The sequence below is a fragment of the Candidatus Scalindua japonica genome (genome assembly GCF_002443295.1).
Classification (GTDB): Bacteria; Planctomycetota; Brocadiia; order Brocadiales; family Scalinduaceae; genus Scalindua; species Scalindua japonica.
On sequence record NZ_BAOS01000045.1, the window covers coordinates 108,559 to 121,829 of the forward strand.

The window sequence follows — 13,271 nt, forward strand, 5'->3', positions numbered from 1 at the left end:
CTATGCATTAACTAATCAGTTTGTTGTTATCATTAGACTTATACCAATTTAAGCAATTTATTGTATCTGCGCGCTAGTTGAAAACTATGAACTTAAGAAACCCTCTAAGCTATTACCGTTTAGCACATTTTTTTTATAAAAGGCGCGTACCCATAATTCCAATAGTGATTACTATGACCGTTCGTCTTTTATTTTCCTGCTGGTGTCCTGCAACGGCAATAATTGGAAAGAATACCAGTCTTGGCTATGGTGGGTTAGGTGTAGTGATTGGTTCAAAAGCAATTATTGGTAATAATGTTGAATTAGGATCTGGCGTAGTTGTTGGCGGCAATGCTACAGAGGCTGGAGATCCTGTTATTGAAGACGATGTCTACATCGGTGCTGGCGCTAAGATACTTGGTCCAATTCGTTTAGGAAAGGGGTGCTTGGTGGCCGCTAATGCAGTCGTAGTCAAGGATGTTTCCTCTGGTTGCGTTGTTGGAGGAGTACCCGCCAAGGTTCTAAAAGAAGAAATTGACATAAACAGTTTTCTTTATCACCGGCAGAAGAGGAGAAATACATAGTAGTTTTTTTGTAATGCCAGATTGATAAGTGGCGCCTTGTAGTTCTAATTATGCAGAAAAAATATGTACAAGGCCGGGATGTTCCCATTTTTCTATTATGATCTCGCGAATACATATATCTCTTTAAAAATTATAATGAGAGAATGTAAAAGTATATTAAAGGAGTTACATGTATGTGCGGCATACTTGGTATGTTAAATAAGAAGTACAACATTGACGAAGCGACTAGACACCGTTTCAATTCTGCGTTGAAAACTATTAATCACCGGGGACCAGATGATCATGGTGAACTTGCTATAGATAGAACTCTTTTAGGACATGCAAGGTTGAGTATCCTTGATATTTCTCGTTCAGGTCATCAGCCAATGACAGATATCAATGTTCCTAATCACATTGTCTACAACGGAGAAATTTATAATTATAAGGAAATAAAAACTCAAATTGCCTCAAACTCCTATCGTTCGGAGACGGATACGGAAGTCGTTTTGCGAGCATATTGTAAATGGGGGGAAAAGGCATTTGCTTGCTTCAATGGAATGTTTGCTTTTGCAATTCTCGATGAAAAACAACAACTCTTGTATCTAGTCAGAGATCGCTTTGGGATTAAACCACTTTATATATATGAAGATAAACACACTTTAGTTTTTTCGTCAGAAATTAAAGCGATCAAAAAGTGCCTTCTGTTATCTCTTGAATTAAATTATGAAGCGCTTCACGAGTGGCTCTACTACGGAAATACTTTAGGAGAAAGAACATTATTTAAGAACGTAAAAAAACTTTTGCCGGGGAGTTATTACAAGATTAACTTGAGGACTGGGGAGGGCTCGCAATACTTTTACTGGAAGCCAGAAATGCTCTTGGGGCCTGAAGCGCCATTACAAACTGAATATGAACTTATTAATACAACTCGTGATCTGCTGGAATCGGCAGTGAAAAGGCAACTTGTCAGTGATGTGCCGGTCGGTATTTTTCTTTCCGGAGGGATTGATTCTTCAGCCATTACCGCCTTTGCTTCACGACATTACGCTGGAGTAATTAACACATATTCCGCGGGTTTTGATTATGAAAATGGTATTAATGAATTACCTAAAGCCAGATTAATCGCAGAGCGCTATAAAACAAACCATCAAGAAATTCATATCAGCGGGCAGGATGTGCCGCATATTATTGAGACACTAATAGACCATCATGATCTCCCTTTTTCTGATGCAGCAAATATTCCTCTTTACTTAATATGTGGCAAAGTAAATGGTTCTTCGAAGGTTATTCTTCAGGGGGATGGGGGTGATGAAATATTTGGTGGCTATAGACGTTATAATACGCTTTATTGGCGTGCTCTTTGGCAACCATTTATTAAGATGGTAACTTTTCTTAACAACATTCGTCAAAAAAAAGGCTCTTATTATTCTAGACGTAGATACTTAAATGCCTTAAGTGAGAATGACTTTGCCGTGCAGATGGCTCTTTTATTGACAGTTGAAGATGTACAAAATAATCCATTAAAAATATTCTCAAAAGAGTCAAGAAAACTTGTATCCATGGGGGATCCGTTTCTTCGTTACAGGCGGTGTCATGAACGGTTTTCTGGGCTTGATCCTGTTCATGAGATGTTAATGACAGACACACAAATAATTCTACCAGATATTTTTCTTGAAAAAGTTGACAGAGCTACAATGGCGTTCAGTATTGAAGTGCGGGTGCCTTTTCTTGATCACGATTTAGTTGACTATATATTGCCGCTTCCCGGTAAAATTAGAATTAAAAAGTCAAAGAAGAAATTTTTACTAAAAAAAGCTTTAAGTGGTTTAGTCCCTGATGAGATTCTTTATGGGCCTAAAGTTGGTTTTAGCGTTCCTTTTGGGTATTGGTTAAAAACATCCCTTAAGAAATATTTTATTGAAAGAATTGAAGAATTACAAAAAAAAGGATCCGGACTGCTTGATTATGATAACATAAAGTTTTTGCATAGAGAACATTGTGAAGGACGAAGGAATCATGAATTCCTGCTCTGGAAAGTTCTAAATATTTCTATTTGGGCTAATAAAAATAGATTTTAACTATGTCTTTAAAATCAAAGGAGAATATTGGAATTAAACCCTGTACACGGATATTACTTGTAGGGCCTTTGCCACCTCCGGTTGGTGGCACGACTACTTCGTTCTATGAATTAGTAGAGGGTATTTCCAGTGATACCTCTATTAATACTTTTGTTATAAATGTTTCTAGATCGCAGCAGAAAAGTCTACTTGCTAATTTTGTGATTGGAATGTCGTGTCTAATAAGAAGTGTTGTCAAAATTCCATTAGTCGATGTTGTTGCTCTGAATCTTTCTAATGAGGGGTTTCTCGTTTTTGGCACACTGATATCTTATGTCTGTAAATTGTTTAATATACCAATTCTTTTTAGAGTGTTTGGTGGTTCTCTGGATATATATTGGGAAAATTGTGGTATTTTAAAACAAGCTTTTTTACGTAGACTTTTTCATAGTGGCAACATACTCCTACAAACAAAACTACTAACTGATTATTTCAGTGTGAAATTTCCTGAAGCTAAGATTCATTGGTTTTCTAACAGCAGGGTTATACAGGAAATCGGGAGCGAACCGAAATATTTCCAAAAATTCCGCTTCATTTATATTGGGCGAATTGATAGTAAAAAAGGTATTTTTGAAATTATTGAAGCATCTAAAAAATGTGACCCAACAAGTGTTGAAATCCATTTATTTGGACCACTGGTGGGCAACATCACTTTGGCTGACTTTGATGCCAATCCTATTATTACATATAAAGGAATTGTTCCCTATGATCAAATTTATGAGACCCTGCAAGAATACGATACGCTCTTACTTCCAACTTATTATGAAGGTGAAGGTTATCCAGGCGTTATCCTTGAAGCGTTAGTATGTGGAGTTCCTGTAATTTCTACCCTGTGGAGATCAATACCGGAGATTATAACTCATGAATCTAATGGCATTCTCGTTCCTCCAAAGGACATACCATTATTGTGTCAAAGCATGTTACGTTTAGTTAACGACCGTGTGTTTTTTCAAAAATTAAAAATGGAAGCCATAAAAACCGCATCTCGGTTTGATAATAAAATTTGGAACAAACGCTATGTAAAACACTGCCTAAATGCTATCGTTAATAAAAAAATATAGTTATTTTTTTTTGGGGACCTTAAAGAAATTAATGTGGTGATATATGTGTGGAATATCTGGCGCTATTTCAAATAATCAAAGTTTTATTTCTGAATTTTTGAAGAAATCAGAAACGGCTCAAATACATAGGGGACCAGACTATCAAGGGAGAGAAATTGTTGGTGTTGGTGACTGGTTAATCGGTCTCGGACATCAACGTTTGTCTATTCTGGATCTAAGCGAATCAGGGAAACAACCAATGTGGTCCGCATCATCTAAAACTGTAATAGTTTACAATGGAGAGGTCTACAATTATAAAGAGTTAAAAAAAACGTCTCTGGATTTCACCGCTAAAAGTTCGACTGATACTGAAATAGTAATTCAGATTCTGGAGAAATTTGGGATTCAAACGGCGCTAAATCAATTTAATGGAATGTGGGCTTTTGCATGGCTCAATACTGATGAAAAAAAACTTTATCTTGCTAGAGATCGGGCAGGAATAAAGCCACTCTATTATACTATTCAAGATAGCGGTATTTATTTTTCTTCAGAAATAAAAGGTATTCTAAAGGGGATTGGTTCAACGTTTGCCATTAATCTTGAGGTTATTAGCGAATATATTTGTCAATCATTACAAGGCTCAACAGATCAAACATTTTTTGAAGGCATAAACATCATTCCAGCAGGACATTTTGCTGAAATTGATTTGTCCGGTTCTGACCTTAATATAAATCTAATAAAATACTGGGATGTACTTGATGCAAAATTGTCATCTGATTTGTCAGGTATTGAAGCCCGTTCTAAATCGCTATTTTTCGATGCAATAATGCTAAGGATGCGCAGTGATGTGCCTGTTGGGGTTACATTATCAGGCGGTGTTGATTCATCGGCCATTTCCGCCGTCATGAAAAATTTCTTGGCTGAAGAGCAGCAGTTAAATATCTTATCAGTTGTCTCTCCAGGCTCAGATCACGATGAGTCTGAGTTTATAGACATCATGGCTGAGCATCTACAGAACAAGGTTTACAAGGTTCAACTGGGATGGAATCCTAAAGACACAATGACTCTTATGAAAAAAGCGACTTGGAATAATGATTCACCATTAGGGAGTTTTTCTAATGTTGCTCATTATTTGCTAATGAAAAAAGCCAGTGAATTAGGAATAACGGTTATTCTAAGTGGGCAGGGGGCTGATGAATTACTATGCGGATACAAAAAGTATCTTGGGTTTTATTTACAGTTTTTGCTTAGAACTAAAAAATATTTCAAAGTCATCCTGGTAATTACAGGATTCCTATTGAACCGCAGTGTCATTACACAATTTAATTTTCAAGAAGCAAAGCGTTACTTACCTTCGCTTTGGCATAAAAAAGATATTGATATTCGTGGAAGTAAGTTAAAATCTTATCATTATAAACAATTGGGCTTGACTGGCAAACAAACGATGCAGGAACGCCAGGCTGATGATTTGAGAAAATACTCAGTGCCTTTTTTAACGCATTATGAAGACAGAATGTCTATGGCCTGGTCTCGTGAAATAAGATTGCCCTTTCTCGATTATCGTCTGATGGAGTTGTTTGTTAATCTACCAACTGCTTATAAGCTCAAAAATGGTTGGACTAAGTATGTTTTCAGGAAGGCAATTGAAAACATCTTACCTAAACAAATCACATGGCGCAGGGATAAACAAGGATTTGTCATACCTCAGGAACAGTGGCTAAAAAAAGAATTAAAAGAGGAAATACTGAAGTTGTTTTCAGAAGATGCCTTAATATTTAAGTACCAGATTATTAATAGAGAGGCATTACTTCAGAAATATGTGGATTACTGTCAGCAAAAAGATCATAAAGGTAACGTTTGGTATAGAGAAATATTTAATCCTATGGCTCTTGAAATATGGCTACAGGTTAATCACCAATATATCGATAGCACCGTATAAATAATTGACCAAAAAAAGTGAGTAAGGTACGAATTAAAAAGCTCAGAATTAAGTTACTTACATTTTTTCGACTTGGCTTAATAAATATTGTCATTGTACTCGTTTATCGTGTTCTTAAACGAATTGGCTATTATCGATATCGGCTTTTGATTGGCTTGCCACTGGAAGGATCACTCTATAGTGATGAAGCAATGCTAACCGATAAAAGTGTATTGTTGTATTATTTTTTATATCATAAAATGGAAGTATCATCACCGCCAGATTGGTTTGTCAATCCCTGGAGTGGTTCGAGATATGAGAATGTTAGCTGCCATTGGTCAGATATACCGGACTTTGTACCGGAACTGGGTGATATTAAAACAGTTTGGGAGGCTTCGCGTTTTGATTGGTTGCCGAAAATGGCGTGGGCTTATCAACAAGGTGATACCGAATCTTTGAAAAGATTAGAGTTCTGGTTGCGGGACTGGGCTATCCGTAACCCAGTGAATGGGGGAATTAACTGGAAGTGCGGGCAGGAGGCCTCATTGCGTTGTCTTAATTTGCTGGTGGGTGCATTGGCTATTAATCGTGTTTTTGAAGATCCACCGCATCCGGCTTTTTTAAAGTTACTTTATATCCATTTGCAAAGAATAGTACCGACTGTCTATTATGCCATGGCGCAGGATAACAATCACGGTATCAGTGAAGCAGCGACACTGTTTATTGTTGGACACTATTTGTCTAAGAATGGGAACAGGGAGCAAATAGAACAAGGAAGCAAGTGGGCACGCAAGGGGCGGTATCGGTTGGAGAATCGAGTTGCACACCTGATATTAGCAGACGGCAGCTTTTCCATGCATTCAGTGACCTATCATCGTTCGATACTGGATGTTTTGTCTTTGACGGAATTGATGCGCTCTCGACTCAAAATTTCTGAATTCAGTGACACATATTACAGTCGAGCAAAATTGGCGGTTAAATGGTTTTATGGAATGATGGATATTCAAAGTGGTGATGCTCCAAACCTGGGATCTAATGATGGTACCCACCTGTTCAATCTTGACGGAACACCTTATAGAGATTTTAGACCAAGTCTACAATTAGCTTCGGCTTTATTCTTAAAGAGAGCAATATGGGTAGAAGAGGTTACCCATCCTTTACTTGATCTATTTTCAATAGATCTCAATAATCTTGCGCCACTTAAGGCAACTTCGTCGAAACTTTTCTCTGAAGGGGGATTTGCAAGGATTAATCATGAGGCAGGGTTTGCTATGTTACGTCTCCCCGTTTATAGCTTTCGACCCAGCCACGCCGATGCCTTGCATTTGGATGTGTGGTATAATGGTGTAAATTGGATCAGGGATGCTGGCTCTTATAGTTATAACGTAGATGATACTAGCCTGGAGTACTTTCCTGGAACAGAGAGTCACAGTACAGTATGCTTTGATGGGCATGATCAGATGCCCAGGTTGGGGCGCTTTTTGTTTGGCGCATGGTTAAAGCCAGATGTGCTTGAGTTTGATGCACAAAAAGGTTATGTTAAAAGTGGATATACTGATTATTTAGGTTCACATCATACCAGAGAGTTACGTCGTGCGGCGAATGGATGGCGTGTGGTTGATGATCTGGGTGGATTTAAGAAGGAAGCTGTCATTAGATGGCGGTTAGCACCTGAAAAGTGGCTCTTGGATGGACAGGCCCTGTCATGTGACAGTGTGAAACTTGAAATTAATACTGAAATCGCAGTTGTATTGAAATTAACTGAGCAGTTTGAATCTCGCTACTACTTGCAGAAAAAGTTGATTCCCGTATTGGAAGTGATCTGTCACCAACCTGGGAGAGTAGTAACTCATATTCAGCTGGCTTAAAAAAACACTGATATCTAAAAAAGAAAAACTAAACAATACATAAATTATCAATATCAGAATTAAATAAACAATATACTAAGGCAAAAATGACAAATCAATAACAGTACGACCTTGAAGACCGAGTTTTTTATTTTTTTGGATTTCTAATTTTTGACCGAAAGTGAGCGTTTTTGGTCAAGTTCTCTTTGTATATGCGAATTCTCTATTTTCATCAGCATTTTTCCACACCATCAGGTTCAACCGGTACTCGTTCCTATGAAATGGCGCGCGCATTGGTAACGGCAGGACATGAAGTAACGATGGTTTGTGGCAGCTATCTAGATGGTAATACCGGGCTTGAAAGCGCTTTCAAAGATGGTAAGCGTAGCGGAACAGTGGACGGTATCCGTGTCATAGAATTGGCGTTGGAGTATTCAAATCATGATAGTTTCATCAAACGAAGCAGTATTTTTTTTAAATTTGCCGTGCGTAGCATAGGAATTGTATTTAAAGAACCGTGTGATTTGGTTTTTGCGACAAGTACTCCGCTTACAGCCGGGCTACCTGGTATCTTCGCACGTTGGTTAAAAGGGAAGAGATTTGTTTTTGAGGTGCGTGATCTCTGGCCTGAATTACCTCGGGAGATGGGTGTTATTACAAATCCGATTACCCTATGGCTGATGTCCCTGTTGGAGCGGGTAAGTTATCGCTCTGCTCATGCTTGTATAGGTTTGTCACCAGGAATTGTGGATGGGATTCGACGCTGTAGCGGTAAAGATAAGCCGATAACTATGGTCCCCAATGGTTGTGATTTAGAGTTGTTTTCTAAAAACAATATTGCAAAACGGCCACATGGTATTAATGAAAGCGATCTGATGGCCGTGTTTACCGGAGCACATGGTATTGCTAATGGATTGAACGCGGTGTTGGACGCAGCAGAAGTGCTTAAACGGCAAGGATATAATAATATTAAACTGGCTTTCATCGGTGATGGTAAATTAAAGCCCCAGCTAATGGAATGCGCAAAGCAAAAGGGACTTGATAATTGCTTGTTCCTGGATCCTGTACCAAAAACCGAACTGGTTGGGTATTTGAAAGTTGCGGATGTAGGTTTAATGGTATTAGCAAATGTTCCGGCATTTTACTATGGAACATCGCCAAATAAGTTTTTTGATTACTTATCGGTTGGCTTACCGGTAATCAATAATTATCCAGGTTGGTTGGCAGACATGATCAATGAGCATAAATGTGGTGTGGCTGTTTCACCCGATGATCCAAATGCTTTTGCTGAAGCATTGATCTATTTATATAAGAATCCTGAGAAAAGAAAAGAAATGGGTGATAATGCTATAAAGTTGGCCTTATCTGATTTTGATCGTACTTATCTTGCTGATCAATTTGTTCGGTTTTTAGAAAAAATTGTTTCACCTGAATTAAAAGAAATTAAATAGTGATAAAAAGTTTTTGAATGTTATCAGTAATACTGAAAGTGTCTTTATTGCTGAACAGAAACAAAAGAAACAACCAATAGGCTTATTATTATGTTTAAGTATTATTTTGCTCTTGCTGCGGTTTTTGGTAGAGTGATTTCTTTTGGTTTAACCGGATGGATATATTGTAAATGAATAAAATAGAATTTAATGATAGAGTTTGATTGATATGTTTTATGGATTCAAAAAAAATTAAATTATTTTCTGCCTTAAAAAGGATTTTTGACCTTATTACTGCCTGTTTTAGTTTACTCATCCTCTTTCCATTTCTGCTAAGTATAGGAGTTCTGGTACGTATGAAAATAGGTAGTCCGATTTTCTTTAAGCAACAAAGGCCAGGATTGAATGGGAAACCATTTTGTATTTATAAGTTTCGTACAATGACGACAGAAAAAGACAAGAAAGGCAATATTTTACCTGATGAAAAACGCCTGTTGCCTTTTGGGAAATTTTTGCGTGCGACCAGCATTGACGAACTTCCTGAGTTGTTCAATGTATTAATGGGACATATGAGCATGGTGGGGCCAAGACCGCTTCTTATGCAATATTTAGAAAGATATACACCAACGCAGGCGAGAAGGCATGAGGTTAAACCGGGAGTTACAGGTTGGGCGCAGATAAAAGGGCGCAACTCTATCTCATGGGAAGAGAAGTTTGATTTGGATGTATGGTATGTGGATAATCATGATTTTAAGTTGGACTTGAAAATATTGTTACTAACATGTTGGTATGTCCTATGTAGAAGAGACATTAATGCGGATAATTGTGCCACTATGCACGAATTTAATGGAGAGAAAACTATCTAAGAAAATAGTTATGGATGATAGATTTAAAGATTGGGAACTTCCCTGCTTAGAGGAAGGAAAGCCGAATAAATATAATTGGTTAGTACAAAATCTAGCTGGTTTCAGCTTAGGTTACAAAACTGATATTGGTGCTTTTACATACATAAATGCAAAATTTAAAGTAGTTATAGAAGATTTTGTTCAAGTCGGTTCACATTGTTCTATTTACTCTATATCAACTATTGATAATAAAAAGGGAATGGTTAGATTGAAGAAAAATTGTAAAATTGGATCCCATAGTGTTCTTATGCCTGGTGTGACTATTGGAGAAAACTCGATAGTAGGAGCTTTTAGTTTTGTTGATAAAGATATTCCAAATAATGTTGTTGCCGTTGGAGTGCCGGCAAAAGTTATGAGGGAAATCAAAAAAGCAGAAACACTTCATTGATTCTAAATGCATTATACCATCTTGTGAAAAATATCTTATCAACATGAATAAACGTATTTATTTGTCGTCCCCTCATATGGGAGACCAGGAATTTGCTTTTGTAAAGGAAGCATTTGAGACTAATTGGATAGCTCCTGTCGGCCCACATGTGGATGCATTTGAGAAGGAATTTTGTGAATTAACAGGTTCTCCGCATTCCGTTGCACTAAGCTCAGGAACAGCAGCTATCCATCTTGCATTAATTTTGCTAAATGTTCAGCAAGGTGATGAAGTAATATGCTCTTCTTTTACGTTTGCTGCCAGTGCTAATCCGATAGTCTACCAGGGAGCAACTCCGGTATTTGTTGATAGTGAAACAGCTACCTGGAATATGGATGCAGCTTTTCTTGAAGAGGCAATTCAAGGAAGAATCAAAAATGGCAAAATTCCCAAGGCTGTAATCCTGACTCATTTATATGGCCAAAGTGCTGATATTGATTCCATCTTAGATGTATGTAAAAAGTACAATATACCGTTAATTGAGGATGCGGCAGAATCGGTGGGTGCTTATTATAAAGGGAAACATACTGGTACTTTAGGTGAGTTTGGAGTTTTCTCTTTTAATGGTAATAAAATTATTACCACATCGTCTGGAGGGATGTTAGTGTCAGACAATGAAGAACTAATTAAGAAGGCTAAATTTCTCTCTACTCAGGCAAGAGACGCGGCACCACATTATCAACATTCGCATATAGGCTATAACTATCGACTGAGCAACGTTCTTGCTGGGGTTGGACGGGGGCAACTTCTTGTTCTTAAAGATAGGGTAAAGGCACGCAGGGCTAATTTTGAGTTTTATAAAAAAGAACTGGGTGCATTACCTGGTATTGAGTTTATGCCTGAGGCCGATTTCGGAAGGAGTAATCGTTGGTTGACATGTTTCTCTATAGAACCCTCTGAACTTGGCGTAACGAGAGAAATGATTCGTTTAGCCCTGGAGTCTGAGAATATAGAAGCACGTCCTGTCTGGAAGCCTCTGCATTTGCAACCAATTTTCAAAGATTATCCCTATTACGGTTCCTGTGTAGCAGAAGATCTATTTGATAAAAGTCTGTGTTTACCATCAGGTTCGAACCTTTCCAGGGAAGATCTTAGGAGGGTAGTAAATATTATTCATAAAGTTTATCCGGTTAAATAGCTTGGGGGTTGTTGATTGGTTTTTGTATATCGATCATAGAATTACATATAATTTTAAAGTGTAAATAATGAAAAAGAAGAGCTTACTAATTATTGTTGATATCTGCTTAATTTGCATATTGTATTTTACTGCCTTTCTTTTAAGGTTTGAGTTTAAAGGTGCTTTAGAATATGCTCATTTTATTTATACCTCATTGCCAATTATTATTATCATAACAATTGGGGTATTCATCAGAATGGGAATGTATAATGCTGTATGGCGATATGCAAGTGTAGATAGTTTCGTTATGATTCTGAAAGCTGTTACAATTAGCGTTCTTATTGCTGTTGTACTTGTTTTCTTTTTTCAGACATATAGAATGCCTAGAAGCATATTTATTATTTATTGGTTGCTGTTTTTATTAGGGACCGGAGGTGTGCGTTTTAGCACGAGAGTTTATAGATATTATTTTGTCCTTAAAAGAGGGAGAGGGCGTAGAGTATTGATATACGGCGCAGGATCTGCAGGACAAATGATAGCAAAAGAGATGAGGTATGACCCTTTGCTTGGATATTGTCCCATTTGTTTTGTAGATGACGATCCAAACAAGATTGGAAGGAGTATACATAGCCTTCCTATTTATTCTGGAAATACTGATTTGGATGAAATAATTAGAGAAAATAATATTGAAGATGTTTTAATTGCAATCCCTTCTACATCTGGTGTAAAAGTAAGAAATATAATTGAGAGTTGCAAGGCGTCACAGGTAAAATTCAAAACACTGCCTAGCTTGTCGGAGATAGTTGGTGGCAGTGTAAGTGTTAATCAAATAAGAGAGATAGAGATTGATGATCTTTTGAAGCGTGCGCCAAAGGATTTAGATAGGCGTCGCATTAATAGCTTTATTGATGGTAAATCGGTTTTAATAACTGGTGCAGGCGGTTCTATTGGGTCTGAATTATCAAGACAAATAGCAGAATGTAACCCTTCAATTGAAATGTTAGTTGATAATAATGAGCATGGATTATATCTAATTGATTCTGAGTTGAATGGAAATAATAACGCAGTGGAATTTCATGCAATCCTGGAAAGCGTAACAAAACCTATTTGTACGGAAAATCATTTGAGGAGATTTAATACAGACATAATCTTTCATTCTGCTGCTTACAAACATGTTTCACTTGTTGAGATAAATCCATGTGTGGCGATGATCAATAATGTACTGGGTACACTTAAAACCGCAAAACTGGCAGACAAGTATAAGGTGGAAAAGTTTGTCTTAATATCAACGGATAAAGCGGTCCGACCTACAAGTGTGATGGGTGCTACCAAAAGGGTGTGTGAATTATACATTCAAAACTTTAATAAGATAAGTAATACCGATTTTATCGCAGTCAGGTTTGGTAATGTGCTTGATAGCTCAGGTAGTGTAGTGCCAAAATTTAAGCAGCAAATAAAAGAAGGTGGTCCGGTAACAGTAACGCATCCTGATGTTACCCGTTATTTTATGCTTATACCTGAGGCCGTTCAGCTTGTGATGCAGGCTGCCAGTCTGGGGAAAGGAGGGGAAATATTTATATTGGATATGGGAGAGCCAGTAAATATAGAAAATATGGCAAAAGACATGATAAGGATGATGGGCTTTGGTCCTGAAGATGTGAAAATTAAATATTCTGGGTTAAAACCCGGAGAAAAACTTTATGAAGAGCTGTTAATAGATGAATCCGAAAAGGATACAAAATATGAGAGCATCACAATCGCGGGTGTTACCAATGTCAATTGGGAAGAATTTAATAGTGATATAGAAGAGCTTTTACACTTTGCAGATAAGGAAAATATTGATGGTGCCATACGAGTGCTGAAAAAACTAGTTCCAGAGTACAATCCACAGAATAAAGTATATGAGACAATATTGACAAAACAGTAAC

Annotated in this window: 10 protein-coding genes; all 10 read left to right on the top strand. The window is 37.4% G+C overall.

The genetic code is table 11. The annotated features are described in order from the left end of the window. Positions 1-86 precede the first annotated feature (86 nt). Complete coding sequence (locus tag SCALIN_RS20645) at positions 87-563, top strand: serine O-acetyltransferase (RefSeq protein WP_096896325.1); 477 nt, start codon at positions 87-89, stop codon at positions 561-563. 173 nt (positions 564-736) lie between these two features. Then, a complete protein-coding gene (gene asnB / locus SCALIN_RS20650; protein WP_096896326.1) occupies positions 737-2,620 on the top strand; it encodes an asparagine synthase (glutamine-hydrolyzing) in 1,884 nt (627 codons plus the stop codon). 2 nt (positions 2,621-2,622) lie between these two features. Then, a complete protein-coding gene (locus SCALIN_RS20655; protein WP_096896327.1) occupies positions 2,623-3,720 on the top strand; it encodes a glycosyltransferase in 1,098 nt (365 codons plus the stop codon). A 43-nt stretch (positions 3,721-3,763) separates the two neighbouring features. Then, entirely contained in the window at positions 3,764-5,638 is a 1,875-nt protein-coding gene (gene asnB / locus SCALIN_RS20660; RefSeq protein WP_096896328.1) for an asparagine synthase (glutamine-hydrolyzing), read from the top strand. 17 nt (positions 5,639-5,655) lie between these two features. Next, a complete protein-coding gene (locus SCALIN_RS20665; protein WP_133112122.1) occupies positions 5,656-7,485 on the top strand; it encodes a heparinase II/III family protein in 1,830 nt (609 codons plus the stop codon). 191 nt (positions 7,486-7,676) lie between these two features. Continuing rightward, the gene (locus SCALIN_RS20670; RefSeq protein WP_096896330.1) at positions 7,677-8,915 is read left to right on the top strand and encodes a glycosyltransferase family 4 protein; all 1,239 of its coding nucleotides are present in this window, start codon (positions 7,677-7,679) and stop codon (positions 8,913-8,915) included. Between the two features lie 215 nt (positions 8,916-9,130). Then, positions 9,131-9,760, top strand: a complete 630-nt coding sequence (locus SCALIN_RS20675) for a sugar transferase (RefSeq protein ID WP_096896331.1) — start codon at positions 9,131-9,133, stop codon at positions 9,758-9,760. After that, positions 9,741-10,187, top strand: a complete 447-nt coding sequence (locus SCALIN_RS20680) for an acyltransferase (RefSeq protein WP_203415598.1) — start codon at positions 9,741-9,743, stop codon at positions 10,185-10,187. Before SCALIN_RS20675 ends, SCALIN_RS20680 begins: the two co-directional genes overlap by 20 nt. 43 nt (positions 10,188-10,230) lie before the next feature. After that, on the top strand, positions 10,231-11,364 hold the full coding sequence (locus SCALIN_RS20685; protein WP_096896332.1) for a DegT/DnrJ/EryC1/StrS family aminotransferase: 1,134 nt from the start codon (positions 10,231-10,233) through the stop codon (positions 11,362-11,364). 67 nt (positions 11,365-11,431) lie between these two features. Next, positions 11,432-13,270 (top strand): polysaccharide biosynthesis protein, encoded by a 1,839-nt coding sequence (locus tag SCALIN_RS20690; protein WP_096896333.1) that lies wholly within the window; start codon positions 11,432-11,434, stop codon positions 13,268-13,270. The last annotated feature ends 1 nt before the right edge of the window (position 13,271 follow it).